We start from the raw sequence: 15,911 nt of genomic DNA on the forward strand, positions 1-15,911 counted from the left end.
CCTTCAATCAACAAGCTTCACGCCGTTATTGCTTAGCAGCCAAAAAAAGGTATCTCCGCCATCAAAACTGATTTTCGGGGTCACGGTGATGTACTGATCGATCATCAGTGTCTGCAGAAACCCTCGGGCTAACTTGCTCATCACTTTTCTTTGGGTCATCTCCGTTTTCGATACGCTCTGCGCATCGCGAACAGTGATTCGGGTCGGTGCGCCGGTAGCGGCCACGCCACTCGCCTCAATGGTGACCAGCTGCCCTTCAGCCATAAATGGCCATAGACCAAGCTGCAGATCTTCACCACTGGCCGCCACGGATTTCAAAGATAATGTGGCGGCGCCCGCCAACCTGGGCCACTGAATCGTCGGGTACCGCTCCTGATCAAGCGGCTGGATACGTAAGTGAAAAGGTCGGGAATCCTGGGCGTGCCCGTTGAAGGGTGTAAAGCGGTAGAACACGTCGAAACGCTTGCTGTCCCCGCCCATATTGGCCGCAACCGCGCTGGCTGGCACCAAGAAACGTGTCCTGTCGTCGGGACTGACCGGCGTCTGCGCAATATGCCGCCCGCCAGAGGGATGACCCTGCCAATGCACTTCGAGGTCATCGTTTTCCCCAAGCAGGACCGACTCGCTGACGTTGACATAGACGCCCGACGTCGCGTCGCGCGCAAGCAAATAGCCCTTGCTCTCGCCTGGAAGGCCCTCGGCCTGCGCCTCCTCCACCACGGCAGGCGGCAGATCCAAAGGTAGCAGCACGCTGAGGCTCAATGCTTCGCTGGTCGCGGCAACGCCGGGCCGGGCGTACTGATAGAAAACCTCCACTTTTTCGCCTTGATTGGCCAGCAGCCATTCGGGGCCAATTAAAAACGCTACCGCGCCGGTTTCGATATGCGAGGCGTCAATGCGCAATGCCATGACGATGCTGCCAGCCTCCGGAAGGCCATCCCCGTAAAGCACGACATGATCGTCAAGTTGCACCCCGGGATAAGCCGCGAATTGCACAGTGATACCTTCGGGATAACGCCCGGAATCTATTGGCTGGTTTGAATCGTGGCCATCGACATAAGGGGCTTCGAGACGTGCGGCAACAGGCGGCACAATGTGCACTGTTTGCGTTGGCGACTCATCAGATTCAGCGCCGCTTGCGAAATTGACCTGATAGTTTATTTCGGCATAACCGTCTTCAATAATTAATACATTTGAGCGATCTATGCTAAATAGCGCAGGAGCGTTGGTAGTTGAATCATCAAACGTAAACTCACCGGACCAGTCGATCAGAGGAAAACCCTCATAGAAACCTTTCCAGTATAAGGTCACGGAATCACCGTTCTCTAGCGCAGCAACTATCGGCACAACCGCCAGTGCGCCGCTATCACCCACATCGTCAATTCCCAGCGCCAGGTCGTGAGACTGTTTTATTTGCGCAACAGGCAGGGCAACTTGATCAGGCAAGGCTGCAAGTCCGGTTTCCCCACTGGCTGATTCGCTCATGCTCATGGCTCCATGCCGAGGTTGTAATACGCGATCCAATGCTTCCTGAGGGAGGTTCTACACCCGACAGACAGAGATGTATACCTAGCAAAACTACTAGGTTGTCAGAGTCGGATATCGGGTCTACCGTAAATTGAAATGGGTGATAAAGACCTGCTGCACGGTGGTTAACGAACAGCAAAGTACCGGGCTTCGGGAACGGCTGGCGTTAGCTGCGAACCTATGTACCCCAGGGAGAAATAAAGTGAAAACAGGAAGTTTCATGTCTGCCGTGAAAAACAAACATACCTGGCTATGTTCCGCCTTGATCTTCAGCGCTCTAGGCTTGATTCAACCCATGCCACATGCCGAAGATGCTCCCAGACCGGCGATTAAACCCAACGCTGCAGCGACGACTGAACCATGGGCGTGGAGTGGTGGAGTCCATGAACATGACCACGAATATGCGTGTTCGGACTTTAGCGTCATGGTCGGACTGAGACATAAAGGTGACGAAGAAGAAGGCACTTTTTACCGATGCGCCTCAGTGCATCAGTTCCAGCAGTTGAAGACGTCAGATGCAGCCTGGGAAAAGATTGATGACGAAAGTTTGCATAGCTACAACTGTCCTACAGACAAAGTCATGACGGGCCGAAAACACGTCGGTGATGAAAACGATCCCACCAGCTATCAATGCTCCACAGTTATCGATGCCTGGGGCAACGCCATGCGGACCATCGTGGACAGCGAATGGACAAGTGCCGGCAATGCACATGAAACTGACTTTGAATGCCCCGCCAACAAGGTCATTGCCTCTCGGCAGCACTGGGGAGACGAAGAGGACCCCACCAAATTCAAGTGCGCCTCATTGTGGTGATTGATAGTTTCGTCCGCCAGGAATATCCCTCATGAACACAGAAAAAAGCTCATCTTCGGCAACGAACTCAAACACTGCAACGAGTGTCGCCAGTTCGGGCGCTATTCTCATCAGAGATAAAGACAATGCGACTTGCTCTCTGCCTGCGCCCGCCAGTGGCAGTGGCGAAACGAAAATATATGGGTTCCGTGAGTCTGACTCCCCCTGCAAAAACGATACAGCGCGGACTGTTCAGTTCACTGATCTTCCCTCTGCCACGAAAATATTACTGGCTGATAGAGATGACGCGATAGAAAGCGAAGATCAGAACTTCTGGTTTAGTTTTGTGACCACGCGCAAAAGAACTTCAACAATCATTATCGAGCTGGAATATATCGACACCTATGCTGTGGGCGACATCATCGAACCCGGTTTGCAGCTGACTGGAAAATACCGCAAAAACGGCAATGCACAGATACGCGACACGCTGTCAGGCGTCTCCATCCGTGCCGCCACATCTCCACCCGACCCTGCTTAGGGTTGCTTGATTATTGATCACCACAGAGGGTTACCGGCAATGACTACTTCCAGTGCCGTGCATTCCAATGCATTCAACTTCATGGGTTTTATGCAGCATTGCGTCGATCCGCGCACGGGCCAGTACACCGTGTCCGTGGACATGCCGGAACTCAAGAGCAACCGACTCTGCGGTCCGGCCGTGCCGCTGCAGTTGCAGTTCAACCCGCTGAACGTGATCGACTCCGGCTTCGGCATGGGCTGGAACCTGAACCTGTCGCAGTTCACGCCTGAAGACCAGATGCTGGCCCTGAGCAGCGGCGAGAATTTCAAGGTCACCGGCAGCGGAGCCCAACCGGACATCAAGGAGAAAAAACTCGACACGTTCCACTTCCATGACGAGGGCAACGAGACTTACCGCGTGGTGCATAAGTCCGGGCTGGTAGAGATCCTGGTCACCGGCGGCAGCAGCAAGCAACGGGTCGCCTTGCCCCGCACGATCAGCTCGCCTTCGGGCCATGCCGTCAGCCTGACGTATGTCCCGTTCAACGGCGGCCAGTTGTTGAGTACTGTCAGCGATGCCTTCACCACGCTGCTGCGCGTTGAGCGCGATCCCGGCGGTTCGTTCGTCAAGCTGCACCTGCATCCGGACAGCGGGCCCAACGGCGGGCCGCTGGCCACTTTCGAGATGAAGCTCAATGGCGACGGCGAAGTCACCGCCATCATCCTGCCAACGCCGGAGAAAGCTTCCTGGCGTTTCAGCTACAAGCAGGTGTTTGGCCGCACCTGCCTGGTTGAAGTCCAGACCCCGGCAGGTGGCCGGGAAACCATCGAGTATTTCGATCAGGGCCACGTCTTTCCCGGCGCGCCGCGTGATCCATTGCCCCGGGTCAATCGCCACCGCAGCTACCCCGGTTTTGGGCAACCTATGATCGAGGTGAACTACAGCTACACCGACAATAACTTCCTTGGCCACAACGCCCTGCAATACTGGGACGACAATGGCGAGGACAACCTCTATAACGTCGACCATAACTATGACTATGGCTCGGTCGCCACCTTGAAAGACGGCACAAATACCCTGCGCACGGTGAGCCGCACCTATAACCGATTTCATCTCCAGACTGAGGAGCTGACGGTTCAGGACCACTGCGTCAAACGGGTGCTGACCGATTACCACGCCGAAGACACCAATTTCGACAACCAACCACCACAGTTCCAGCTGCCGAAAACCGTCACCCACCGCTGGGAACTGGACAACGACGCCAACCAGTTGCACATCGAAGTTGAAAGCACTGAGTTCGATGAATACGGCAACCTGACCAGCAAGGTCCAGGCCAATGGCATCCGCGAAACCTTCAGCTATTACCCCAAAGACGGCGCTGAGGGTTGTCCGCCGGACCCGGACGGGTTTGTACGCAACCAGCACGAACACCATACCTTCCCCGCCGCGTCGCAGCATGGCCAGGCCGCCGCTCTGCGCCTCGTTTACACCTACCGCGCGCTGCCGGCTCTGGAGAACGCCAGTGACCCGGGCAATTGGCTGGTGATCGCCGAGGAAACCCTGACCAGCAGCGACGACAACCATGTCGCTGCGCTGCAATACACCCAGCGCGACTATTACGACGCACCGCAAGATCCGGCGGTGCATGGCCGGGCAAAAAGCCAAAGCGAAACCCTCAACGGGAAAACCTCGACCACCGGGTTCAGCTACAGCACACCCCCGAGCGCCCTGGCTGGGGAAACCGTGGACCAGATTGTCGAAACCCTGACCGCGTTTGATGGCACGTCCAAAAGCGTAACCCTGCAACAGTCACTGTTTACGGGAAAACCGCTGGTCGTGCCCGACGTCAACGGGGTTCTGCTCAAGTACGAATATGACACGTTGAACCGGGTCACTCTGGAAACCGTGGCCCCGGATACCGCGTTCGCCGCGTCTCGTCATTACGCGTATACCTTGACCTCCCAACCGGGGCAGCAGGCAAGCCAGGAGTTGACGGAAGTCAATGGCGTCAAGATTCGCAGCACCTTCGACGGGCTCAATCGAACGATTCTCGAGGAGTGCCTGGAACCTGGGCAAGATGCGGTTGATTACCGCAAAACCTACTCGGCGACATACGACCCGTGGGCCAATCTGGTCAGCGAAACCGATTATGACTGGCTGGGAACGCTGGAACGGGCCCTGACCAGCACCATCGAGTACGACAATTGGGGTCACGAATGCAGGGTGGTGGGGCCGGACGGGGTCGCCACGGTCACGCAACGCTCACCTTTCGGCAAACGCGGCGTCAGGCAGACCACCTGGATAGAAAGCTCGACGCAACCCTCGATCAAAAGCGGCCTGAGCGTTACTGAATTCAACGTATTCAACAAGCCGGACTCTGTCGTTCGCCAGGATGAAACAGGCGCGACCGTCGGCTCACTGCTCTATCAATACGACGGCAAAGGCAATTGCACCCAGCAAACGCAACAGCTCAGCGGCCGCAGTCTGGTGACTGAATATGCCTTCGATGCATTTGAGCGCATGACAAGCACCACCCTTCCCGATAAAACCGTCGTGGCTCGCAGTTTCGCCGATCACAGCAGCAGCGAATTGCCCATAAACATCCACGTCACTCCCGGCAATACTGCCGAGCCCGAGGTTACGCCCGGCACCCAAGCGTTCGATGGCCTGGAACGACTGACCCAAATCAGCGTTGGCCCTCGCGTGGAAACCTACGGCTACACGGGGGATAGGGTGCAACCCAGCCAGCGCATTTCGCCCAGCAAGCAGGTTTTCGAGTACACCTACGACCTGGACCTGACAACCCAACCGCGCAAAATCAGCATCAACGGCGCAGCCGCAAACGAAGTGGAATTCAGCTACGACAGCCAGACCGCGCGTATCACTGGCACCAGTAGAGTTCCCGATCAGCCCGAGAATCAGTACACCTACGACGTTTTCGGTCATCTGCAACTGCAAAGCCGCACCGGTATCGAGGGCAAGGCCCAGGAGACCCGTTACGTCAGCTCACGGCAGGGTCGCCCCATGAGCAGCACCGTCGCCGATGGCTTCGAAACCCGCTACGAATACGACGACTGCGGCAGGGTCGCGTCGGTTTCGCAGGGTAAATTGCAGGCCGAATTCACCTACAACAATCTGGGTCAATTGCAGCAAAGCACCACTCATCTTCTGGACAGCGACAGAACACTGCTCACCAAGCTGGAATACGACACCCTCGGCAGGGAAACCAGACGCACCCAGCATCTGCCCGACCTCCCGGTCCGCACCTTCACCCAGACCTGGTACGACGACGATCAATTGCACATTCGGGAACGCCTTGTCGGCGAGCAAAGCGTCTGCAAGGAAACCTTTACCTATGATTCCCGGGGTCGGCTGGACAATTACAAAGCCGAAGGCAGCGAGCTGTCGAGCGACGCCCACGGCAACCGGATTACCGAACAGACCTTCCTGTTCGACGCCCTGAACAACATCAAACTCTGCCTCAGCAAGTTCGCGGATGGCAGCAGTGACAGAGCCATTTTCACCCATGCCCCCGATGACTCATGCCAGCTGATCAAGGTGACGCACAACCACGAAAGCTATCCACTCAGTACCGAGTTCACCTACGACGCCGATGGCCACATGCTCAATGATGAACGCGGCAGGCAGTTGAGCTATAACAGCCAGGGACGCCTGACTGAAGTCAAAGGCGCTGACGATCAGCCCATCATTGCCTATCGCTATGACGGCCACGACGACCTCATCAGTGTGCTTCAGGCCAATGGCAGCGAAACCCTGCGCTTCTTTGAAGGCTACAGCCTGAGCCATACGGTCCATGACAAGACCCTCATCCAATGCCTATACGACCAGGACGGCCCCATCGGCCAACAGCAGCAGGGCGATGAGAGCCGGACGTTGCTGTTCCTGACCGATGCCAGCAACAGTGTGATTGGCGAAAGACAGTTCGACAACGAGGTGCGGACCCGATCCTATAGCGCTTATGGCGAACAAGCCGATGACGAACTGCTCAGCCTGCTGGCGTTCAACGGTGAAGTGCGTGAAGAAGTCGGCGGCTGGTACCTGCTGGGAAGAGGCTATCGAGTCTATAACCCGAGCCTGATGCGGTTCCACAGCCCGGACTCCCTCAGCCCGTTCGGCGCGGGTGGCCTCAATCCCTACATGTACTGCATGGGCAATCCGATCAGTTTCTCTGACCCGACCGGCCATCGGATGGGCACACAAGAACGACCCGGCGGCAATCCGGGGTATGTGGATCCGATTGAGCAGCCCAAGCAAGGCGGTGGCTGGACCAAGTGGCTTGGGGTTGGCGTAGCTGCAGTGGTTCTGGGAGTTACGGTAGCTTTTGTCCCTTGGAGTGCGCCTTTGGCGACTGCTGGCATGAAGCTAGCCATCGGAGGTATCGCGCTGCAGGCTGTAGGTCTTGGACTACAAACGGCCGGTGTCATCACGGAAGATCCTAATCTCGGCACGGCTGGCATGACAGTGGGAGGGATAGGCGCAATGATGACTTTCGGCGGTGCTGGGGTGGCTAAGGCAGCTGTAAAAGCGGCTGCTGCAGCGAAAGCAGGTGCTGCAGCATCAGGTGCTGGCGTTGCAACGGCGAGTGTAGGGACCTCGACCTCGCCACCAGGATCGATTAGCGGCACCGGTGGAGCTGGCGGGGGTAGTCCGGGGCCAAATATTGGGCCGCGTAGCTCTGCAACTGGTGCAAATGTCAGGGCATTGCGGACACCCAGTGTAGATTATTCTCAGAGTCCGTCCCGCAACGCTTCTGTGTCTGGTAGAGGATCTGTCAGTTCAAATACCGAGGGTGCTGGAGGTTCAGGTTTACCCCGAGCCAGCGTGGGAAGCCTGTCTTCTGCTAATGCTCCGACTGGTCTGGTTGCTGCTCCTGCTCCTCCTGCAGCAGCGATAACTGGACGTAACGCCATCACTGCTGGCAACTATAGGAAAAACAGTCGGGGAAGGTGGGAATATACCGGCCAGACGTCGATGTACATCTGAATGAGGTAGGCCCCAGCCACGCGGGCGGCTACAATCGCCGCCCGCGCCGCCGATCAGAAGCCTGGCATGCCAACCTGTTCCATTGCCCCGTTGCCCTATTGCCCCAACCCTGCCGATGACTTCGGTCGGATCCGCCACGCCCCTGGCGCTATCCTGCTGGACAGTGGCCGCCCGAGCGCCGAGCGTGGCAGGTTCGATGTGTTCAGCGCCTGGCCGCTGGAGCAATTGGTGGCGGAACCTCAGGAAAGCGGCGACGGTTTTTTTCAGCGTCTGCGCGACAGCCTTGCGCGACTGGGCCCGGCGCAATTACCGGCGGGCAGTGAATTGCCTTTTGCTGGCGGGCTGCTGGGTTACCTCGGGTATGACTTCGGTCGCCGTCTGGAGCCGCAACCCGAGCATGCGGTCGATGATCTGCAATTGCCCGACGCCCGCCTTGGGCTGTACGCCTGGGCGGTCATCACTGACCATCAGGCGCGGACCACGCAGCTGGTCTGCCATCCCTCGTTGGAGCCCGGCGAAGGGCAGCGATTGCTGGAGTTGTTCACGCAACCCGCCGACGCGGATACCGCTGAATTCCAACTGACCTCAGCGTTCAAGGCCAATCTGGACGCCGATGACTATCGCGCTGCCTTTGCGCGTATCCAGGCGTATATCCAGGCGGGCGATTGTTATCAGGTCAACTTCGCCCAGCGTTTTCAGGCCGACTGTAAAGGCGACCCGTGGGCAGCGTATTGCGTGTTGCGCGCGGCCTGCCCTACTCCGTTTTCCGGTTATATCGCCTTGCCTGATGGCGACGCGATCCTCAGCTTGTCGCCGGAGCGCTTCGTCAAGGTCAGCGAGCGTCAGGTCGAAACCCGACCGATCAAAGGCACGCGCCCGCGCGGTCGTGATGCGGCCGAGGACAAGGCCTATGCCGAAGAACTATTGGCGAGCCCCAAGGACCGCGCGGAAAACCTGATGATTGTCGATCTGCTGCGCAACGATCTGGGCCGCAGTTGCCGGATTGGCTCGGTGAAAGTCCCCGAGCTGTTCAGCCTGGAAAGCTATCCGAACGTGCATCATCTGGTCAGCAGCGTGACTGGCGAACTGGCGCAGGATCATGACCCGCTGGACTTGATTGCCGGGAGTTTCCCTGGCGGCTCGATCACCGGCGCACCGAAGATTCGCGCCATGCAAATCATCGACGAACTGGAGCCCACGCGGCGTGCCTTGTACTGCGGATCGCTGCTGTACCTGGATGTGCGCGGGGAAATGGACAGCTCCATCGCCATTCGCAGCTTGCTGGTCAAGGACGGCAAGGTTTCCTGCTGGGGCGGCGGCGGCATCGTGGCCGATTCCGATTGCGAAGCCGAACATCAGGAATCGATTACCAAGGTGCGCGTGTTGCTGGAGACGCTGGAAGGGCTTTGATACCCCTGAACCGCCTCGGCCTTTTCGGGGACAAGTCCCCTCCTACCGGTTTGTATAGCTCGGTAGGACCGGACTTGTCCGGGAAGGCGTCGGGGCTGCCGAGGAAGATCTTCAGCGTTTGCACCGGCCTTTTCGGGGACAAGTCCCCTCCTACCGGTTTGTATAGCTCGGCGTTTGCACCGGCCTCTTCGGGGACAAGTCCCCTCCTACCGGTTGCGTGTTACTCGGTAGGACCGAACTTGTCCGGGAAGGCATCGGGTCAGCCGAGGAAGTCTTCAGCGTTTGCACCGGCCTTTTCGGGGACAAGCCCCCTCCTACCGGTTTGTATAGCTCGGTAGGACCGGACTTGTCCGGGAAGGCGTCGGGTCTGCCGAGGAAGATCTTCAGCGTTTGCACCGGCCTTTTCGGGGACAAGCCCCCTCCTACCGGTTTGTATAGCTCGGTAGGACCGGACTTGTCCGGGAAGGCGTCGGGTCTGCCGAGGAAGATCTTCATCGTTTGCACCTGCCTTTTCGGGGGCAAGTCCCCTCCTGCCGGTTTGTTTAGCTCGGTAGGACCGGACTTGTCCGGGAAGGCGTCGGGTCTGCCAAGGAAGATCTTCAGTGTTCACACCGGCCTTTTCGGGGACAAGTCCCCTCCTACCGGTTTGTATAGCTCGGTAGGACCGGACTTGTCCGGGAAGGCGTCGGGTCTGCCGAGGAAGATCTTCAGCGTTTGCACCGGCCTTTTCGGGGACAAGTCCGGTCCTACCGGTTGTATGGCTCGGTAGGACCGAACTTGTCCGGGAAGGCGTCGGGTCTGCCGAGGAAGATCTTCAGCGTTTGCACCGGCCTTTTCGCGAAAATAAATTCGGTTCCAGGGGTGAAGGGTGCGGCTTACACACTCAAATCCCGGTTCGAGGCCTTGATGAATTCCTTTTTCAGGTCTTCAAAGGTATGCACCGCCGGGAACTGCGGGAATTCGCGGATCACGTTTTCCGGGGCGTGGAACAGAATGCCAGCATCGGCTTCGCCCAGCATCGTGGTGTCGTTGTACGAGTCGCCGGCAGCGATAACGCGGTAGTACAAGGTCTTGAACGCCAGTACTGATTGACGCTTTGGATCTTTCTGACGCAGCTGATAGCTGACAACCCGGTCGGTCTCGTCGGTGATCAGGCGATGACAGAGCAAGGTCGGGAAGCCCAGCTGACGCATCAGTGGCTGGGAGAACTCATAGAACGTGTCCGACAGAATCACCACCTGAAAACGCTCGCGCAGCCAGTTGACGAACTCGATGGCGCCGTCCAGCGGCTTCAAGGTGCCGATCACTTCCTGAATATCCGAAAGCTTGAGGCCGTGCTCATCAAGGATGCGCAGGCGCTGCTTCATCAGCACGTCGTAGTCGGGAATATCCCGGGTGGTGGCGCGCAACGATTCAATACCGGTTTTTTCAGCAAAGGCGATCCAGATTTCCGGGACCAGCACGCCTTCCAGGTCCAGACAGGCAATTTCCACAGGACACTCCTCGAGGGGACTTCATCGTCAAAAAGAACCGGCACTTTAGGGGCTGTTGCTGTTTCAGCGCAACAACAGCAAACCGGCCAACTCGGCGAAAGATTTTGTTAACATCCCCGTCATTACGAGCGCCTAAGCGCCAACTTTAGGAAACCGCCTGATGAGCCAACCCTTCGACGTCGTCGGTCTCGCCGCGACTTACGCCAACAAGTCCCCGCAGGACATCCTGAAACTGGCCTTTGAGCATTTCGGTGATGACCTGTGGATTTCCTTCAGCGGTGCCGAGGATGTGGTGCTGGTGGACATGGCCTGGAAGCTGAACAAGAACGTCAAGGTGTTCAGCCTGGACACCGGCCGCCTGCACCCGGAAACCTATCGTTTCATTGAGCAGGTGCGCGAGCACTACAAGATCGACATCGAGATCATGACCCCGGATCAGCAGAAGCTCGAACCCTTCGTCAAGGAAAAGGGCTTGTTCAGCTTTTATCGCGACGGTCATGGCGAGTGCTGCGGCATCCGCAAGATCGAACCCCTGCGACGCAAGCTGGCGGGCGTAACGGCCTGGGCCACCGGGCAACGTCGCGACCAGAGCCCCGGCACCCGCAGCCACGTCGCGGCACTGGAAATCGACAGCGCGTTTTCAACGCCGGAACGCACCCTGTACAAATTCAACCCGCTGGCGCAGATGACCAGCGAAGAAGTCTGGGGTTACATCCGCATGCTGGAACTGCCTTACAACAGCCTGCACGAACGCGGCTTCATCAGCATCGGTTGCGAGCCCTGCACGCGCCCGGTGCTGCCGAACCAGCATGAACGTGAAGGCCGCTGGTGGTGGGAAGAAGCCACGCAGAAGGAATGCGGATTGCATTCGGGGAATCTGATCGCGAAGGTTTGAGAACCCATCGGAGCCCGTTGGAGCGAGGCTTGCCCGCGAAAGCAGTATTTCAGGTTAAAAATCTGCCTGGTTTACTGACCTCTTCGCGAGCAAGCTCGCTCCCACTTGATTAAATCAATGCACCGGCAATTCCACGCCGTCGAACAACTCTTCCAGTTCCTGCTTGTTGTGGCACTGAATCGCCTTGGCCATGACCTCACGGGTCAGGTGCGGGGCGAATTTCTCGATGAAGTCGCACATGAAGCCGCGCAGGAAAGTGCCGCGACGAAAGCCGATGCGGGTGATGCTGGCCTCGAACAGGTCGCTGGCATCAAGCATCACCAGATCGCTGTCGAGTTTGGCATCCACGGCCATTTTCGCCACGATGCCGACACCCAGGCCCAGGCGCACGTAAGTCTTGATGACGTCGGCGTCGGCGGCGGTGAACACCACTTTAGGGGTCAGGCCGCGATGGCTGAAGGCCTCGTCAAGCTTGGAACGACCGGTGAAACCGAACACGTAAGTCACGATCGGGTACTCAGCCAGCACTTCCAGCGTCAGCTTCGGCACCTTGGCCAACGGGTGGCCTTGAGGCACGACAACGCAACGGTTCCAGCGATAGCACGGCATCATCACCAGATCGCCGAACAACTCCAGTGCCTCGGTGGCAATGGCGAAATCCACGGTGCCATCAGCGGCCATTTCCGCGATCTGCATCGGCGAGCCCTGATGCATGTGCAGCGCCACGTCCGGGTATTGCTTGATGAAATTGCTGATCACCGGCGGCAACGCATAACGCGCCTGGGTATGCGTGGTCGCAATCGACAGGGTGCCTTTCTTCTCGTTGGAGAATTCCTGAGCAATCTGCTTGATGCTCTCCACTTTGCGCAGGATTTCACCGGCAGTGGTGATGATGCGCTCACCGGCGGGGGTGACGCGGGTCAGATGCTTGCCGCTGCGGGCGAACACTTCGACACCCAGTTCGTCCTCCAGCAGACGAATCTGCTTACTGATTCCGGGCTGAGAGGTATACAGACTCTGAGCCGTCGCTGAAACGTTGAGGTCGTGGTGCGCCACTTCCCAGATGTAGCGCAATTGTTGAAGCTTCATATGTGTCCCTCAAAGCAGGAAGACGCCCAAGGCATCAGCGACGCTATATAACTGGATTAATGGTGAGAACAAGACAACTAGAACTTTTTATCACTTTTGAGCGCCAAAGGCACGCTCGATTTTACGTCTGCGTCTCATCTCACCGGCGCGCGCCCTTGCTCCACCCCGGCACCATGTAAACCGGAACCTCCGATAGCTGCAAAACCCTGGCCGCCGTGCGGCCAATCGGTGCAGCGGCTTCTGTTCCGTGACTGTGACTGCCCACTACCAGCAGGTCGACCTCAAGCTGTTGCGCCTGCTCCAGAATCACGTTGCATGGATCGCCCTGCACAACCCGCACGGTGCGGATCAAGGCCAGATCCTGATGCCCTTCCCCCAGCTCCTCCCGAAATCCGTCCAGTACCCGCTGCTCGATGCCATCCAGCACCGTGTTGAGCCCCTGGTGATGCAGTTCTTTCAGCGCATCCTCACTCAGATAACTTTGTAGTACAGATTCGGCAAACAACCCCATCGGCTCAACCACATGGATCACATAAAGCTCGGCGTTAAAGGTTCGAGCAAGTGCCAGCGCGTGCTGCATGACATAGGGCGCATACAGACTCAGGTCAGTGGCATACAGCATCGAACGAATCATACGACCTCCCGAACAGCCAGAATGGCGGAGATGGATTCAGCTTAGCAGCGCGCCAAAAAGTGCGACGGTGATTACCCGTTCGAGGGGCAAAAGTTCAACGTTTTATTTCGTTGCTGATGCCGTGTGGTACGTGGCCAGTGGCAACCACATCACGGGCTTTTTCACAGTGGCCGGGTTGATCGTCGAAGAACACGTCGGCCGCGAAGGCTTCAAGAAACGCCGACTTTTCCAGACCGCCCAGGAACAGTGACTCGTCCAGACGGATGTCCCATTCGCGCAATGTGCGGATGACCCGTTCATGAGCAGGCGCCGAACGTGCCGTGACCAGCGCGGTGCGAATCGGGCAGGCCTCTTCGGGGAACTCGCGTTGCAGCAGATTGAGCGCCGCCAGGAATGGCTTGAACGGACCGCCGCGCAACGGCTCGCGGGCCGACTGGCGTTCACTGGCCTGAAAGGCTTCGAGACCGCCCGACTGGTAAACCCGCTCCGACTCGTCAGAAAACAGCACGGCATCGCCATCGAAGGCAATGCGCAGTTCGGCACTGGCAGCACGCCGCGCACCACCTGAGAGAATGGTCGCCGCCGCGAAACCGGCATCCAGCGCACTGCGCACATCCTCGGCGTGCGTCGAAAGAAACAGATGGCAACCGAAGGCAGCCAGATAAGGATAAGGGCTGCGGCCGCCGACGAACGCCGCACGGGTAATGTCCAGGCCGTAATGCTCAATCGAATTGAAAATTCGCAGGCCGGTGTCGGCGCTGTTACGGGAAACCAGAATGACCTCGACCCGCGCCTTGCTCATGCTCGCGTTGAGGCTCAACAGCTTCTGCACCAGCAGAAACGCATCGCCGGGTTCAAGCATCTCGTCTTCATGAGCGATCTGGTATTTGCGGTACGCCGCGACGCCGTCGGCCACGTAGATCGCATGATCTGTCACGCAGGTCGAACAAGGCGCGGGAGGAAATCGCCAGAACCAGTTTGTTGCCTTGATCGTTTGCCATGATTGCGCCTCGCAGCCTGATCAGCTGTTTCGTGCATCGATAAAAGCCAGCGCCTGATACAGCATGCGTACACGCGGCATGTCACAACCCGCCTGCGCTGCCGCAGCCAGTGGTATGGCATAGATAGCCTCAAGTTCGAGGGGGCGCTGCTGCTGAAAATCGTGATACATGCTGGGCCGATAATCCGGCATCTTCTCTGTCACGGTGAACAGATGGTCGGCAAAACCTTCGGGCAATAGGTGGCCACACGCTTGAGCACCCTGCACCACCTCGGCCATCAACGCCTGGATCAACTCGCGACTCTGCGCGCCCGCCATCAGCGGCGCGGTGCTGGCTTGCAGCAACGCCGACAAACCGTTGTAGGGGATGTTCCAGACCAGCTTCTGCCAGCGCGCCTGTTGCAGGTTGGGCATGGCGTGCGCCTCGAGGCCGGCGGACCGGAACAGGCTTGCACCCTCTTCCACCAGCACAAGCTGGCTGGCTGCATCGTTTGCCGAACCGCTGTGATAACCCAGGCTCACTGCTCCGAACGCCTGATGCGCGACGATTCCGGGCGCCGTGCGGTGCGCGCAGACGAAACACAGGCCGCCCAACAGATGCAGCGAATCAGGCAGCAGGCTGCGCAAACTGTCTTCGACGCCAAGCCCGTTCTGCAAGACCACCACCTTGGCGCCAGGCGCAGCGGCTTGAGCAACGGCAGGTGCCAGGGCGGCGTTGCTGGTGGCCTTGGCGCCCACCAGCAGCCAGTCGCAGCGCGGCATGTCGGCGGCGGAGGAATAGGCTTGAACCGGATTCAGCGTCAGTTCGCCAAACACCGCGCTGTCCACTCGCAAGCCGTGTTGCGTGATCGCCGCGAATTCATTGCGCAGCAAAAAATGCACGTCGAAACCGGCACGCGCCAGCATTACGCCATAAAAACCGCCGATGGCGCCGGTGCCGATAATTCCGATTCGGGGTCGCGTCACTTCATGGCTCATGCCGATCTCCTTGCTTGTTGATTGCCGGGCTCATGGCAGTTCATCGGGTTCACGGGTCAATCCCAGGCTCAAGGCGGCGCGGATTGCGCTGTCGGTGAGCTGCGTGCCCAGCGCCCCGAAAAACTCGCCGTCGCGCACGATGAACAGTGCCGGCAGATGAAACACTTCATAGCGTTCCACAGCCCCGCCGTTTTCCTCGGCATCGATCCAGCACAGTCGCTGCACGGGTAAATCCAGCCGGGGCAGCTGTTGCCGGGCATAACGGCAGCTTGCACAACCGACGCTGGTGAAGATCAGCAGCGAAATACCCGCCAATTGCAGCAGTTGTTGGTCGACATCAAAGTCGCTCAGTTCAAGCTGATCCAAGAAAACGCCTCCTGTAAGGCTGCACACTATCCGTTTCCCCGCTGGCGCTTGCAAATATCCTTGTAGCGCCCGCAGACGAAAAAACCTGCGTTAACAGTGACCATCCAGCCATTACAAGGGGATAAAGCCGTGTTTGCCCATTGTCGAACAACGGCCTAACGCGCTAAGGTTCCGCTCCCCGCTGCGCTCCAATCATGCTGGC

The 15,911-nt window shown here is 58.2% G+C and carries 11 protein-coding genes and 1 pseudogene; 5 read left to right on the plus strand and 7 right to left on the minus strand.

What is annotated here, in order from left to right:
* Positions 1-3: 3 nt before the first annotated feature.
* The gene (locus AABC73_RS18530; RefSeq protein WP_341520423.1) at positions 4-1,485 is read right to left on the minus strand and encodes a hypothetical protein; all 1,482 of its coding nucleotides are present in this window, start codon (positions 1,483-1,485) and stop codon (positions 4-6) included.
* 262 nt (positions 1,486-1,747) lie between these two features.
* Here AABC73_RS18530 and AABC73_RS18535 point away from each other — a divergent pair, with 262 nt between their 5' ends.
* The 4 genes from AABC73_RS18535 to pabB all read left to right on the plus strand — a co-directional run bounded on the left by AABC73_RS18535 (position 1,748) and on the right by pabB (position 9,254).
* Positions 1,748-2,341: a hypothetical protein gene (locus AABC73_RS18535; protein WP_341520424.1), complete on the plus strand. Its 594-nt coding sequence runs from the start codon at positions 1,748-1,750 to the stop codon at positions 2,339-2,341.
* 31 nt (positions 2,342-2,372) lie between these two features.
* Positions 2,373-2,858, plus strand: coding sequence for a hypothetical protein (locus AABC73_RS18540; RefSeq protein WP_341520425.1), 486 nt, complete (start codon positions 2,373-2,375; stop codon positions 2,856-2,858).
* 39 nt (positions 2,859-2,897) lie between these two features.
* Positions 2,898-7,844, plus strand: coding sequence for an RHS repeat-associated core domain-containing protein (locus tag AABC73_RS18545; protein ID WP_341520426.1), 4,947 nt, complete (start codon positions 2,898-2,900; stop codon positions 7,842-7,844).
* Between the two features lie 66 nt (positions 7,845-7,910).
* A complete protein-coding gene (gene pabB, locus AABC73_RS18550; RefSeq protein WP_341520427.1) occupies positions 7,911-9,254 on the plus strand; it encodes an aminodeoxychorismate synthase component I in 1,344 nt (447 codons plus the stop codon).
* 875 nt (positions 9,255-10,129) lie between these two features.
* On the opposite strand, the gene thrH is transcribed toward pabB, so the two are convergent.
* Positions 10,130-10,747 (minus strand): bifunctional phosphoserine phosphatase/homoserine phosphotransferase ThrH, encoded by a 618-nt coding sequence (gene thrH, locus AABC73_RS18555; protein WP_341520428.1) that lies wholly within the window; start codon positions 10,745-10,747, stop codon positions 10,130-10,132.
* A 160-nt stretch (positions 10,748-10,907) separates the two neighbouring features.
* Between thrH and AABC73_RS18560 the strand changes: the two genes are divergently transcribed.
* A complete protein-coding gene (locus AABC73_RS18560) occupies positions 10,908-11,642 on the plus strand; it encodes a phosphoadenylyl-sulfate reductase (protein ID WP_065834597.1) in 735 nt (244 codons plus the stop codon).
* Between the two features lie 114 nt (positions 11,643-11,756).
* Here AABC73_RS18560 and cysB read toward each other — a convergent pair whose 3' ends face one another.
* From cysB to AABC73_RS18585, 5 genes and pseudogenes are all read right to left on the minus strand, one after another.
* A complete protein-coding gene (gene cysB, locus AABC73_RS18565; RefSeq protein WP_065834596.1) occupies positions 11,757-12,731 on the minus strand; it encodes an HTH-type transcriptional regulator CysB in 975 nt (324 codons plus the stop codon).
* 139 nt (positions 12,732-12,870) lie between these two features.
* Positions 12,871-13,365 carry a universal stress protein gene (locus tag AABC73_RS18570; RefSeq protein ID WP_341520429.1) on the minus strand — a complete coding sequence of 165 codons (495 nt, stop codon included), beginning with the start codon at positions 13,363-13,365 and terminating at the stop codon, positions 12,871-12,873.
* 94 nt (positions 13,366-13,459) lie between these two features.
* Positions 13,460-14,366, minus strand: a pseudogene (locus AABC73_RS18575) (5'-nucleotidase).
* Between the two features lie 20 nt (positions 14,367-14,386).
* A complete protein-coding gene (locus AABC73_RS18580) occupies positions 14,387-15,343 on the minus strand; it encodes a putative 2-dehydropantoate 2-reductase (protein WP_341520430.1) in 957 nt (318 codons plus the stop codon).
* Between the two features lie 30 nt (positions 15,344-15,373).
* A complete protein-coding gene (locus AABC73_RS18585) occupies positions 15,374-15,709 on the minus strand; it encodes a thioredoxin family protein (protein WP_341520431.1) in 336 nt (111 codons plus the stop codon).
* Positions 15,710-15,911: the final 202 nt, after the last annotated feature.

This window comes from Pseudomonas sp. G.S.17, assembly GCF_038096165.1.
GTDB lineage: Bacteria > Pseudomonadota > Gammaproteobacteria > Pseudomonadales > Pseudomonadaceae > Aquipseudomonas.

Bases quoted from the DNA above. Each gene is read 5' to 3' on its own strand.
- AABC73_RS18530 (WP_341520423.1), bottom strand. From the start codon at position 1,485: ATGAGCGAATCAGCCAGTGGGGAAACCGGACTTGCAGCCTTGCCTGAT.
- AABC73_RS18535 (WP_341520424.1), top strand. From the start codon at position 1,748: ATGTCTGCCGTGAAAAACAAACATACCTGGCTATGTTCCGCCTTGATC.
- AABC73_RS18540 (WP_341520425.1), top strand. From the start codon at position 2,373: ATGAACACAGAAAAAAGCTCATCTTCGGCAACGAACTCAAACACTGCA.
- AABC73_RS18545 (WP_341520426.1), top strand. From the start codon at position 2,898: ATGACTACTTCCAGTGCCGTGCATTCCAATGCATTCAACTTCATGGGT.
- pabB (WP_341520427.1), top strand. From the start codon at position 7,911: ATGCCAACCTGTTCCATTGCCCCGTTGCCCTATTGCCCCAACCCTGCC.
- AABC73_RS18560 (WP_065834597.1), top strand. From the start codon at position 10,908: ATGAGCCAACCCTTCGACGTCGTCGGTCTCGCCGCGACTTACGCCAAC.
- cysB (WP_065834596.1), bottom strand. From the start codon at position 12,731: ATGAAGCTTCAACAATTGCGCTACATCTGGGAAGTGGCGCACCACGAC.
- AABC73_RS18570 (WP_341520429.1), bottom strand. From the start codon at position 13,365: ATGATTCGTTCGATGCTGTATGCCACTGACCTGAGTCTGTATGCGCCC.
- AABC73_RS18580 (WP_341520430.1), bottom strand. From the start codon at position 15,343: ATGAGCCATGAAGTGACGCGACCCCGAATCGGAATTATCGGCACCGGC.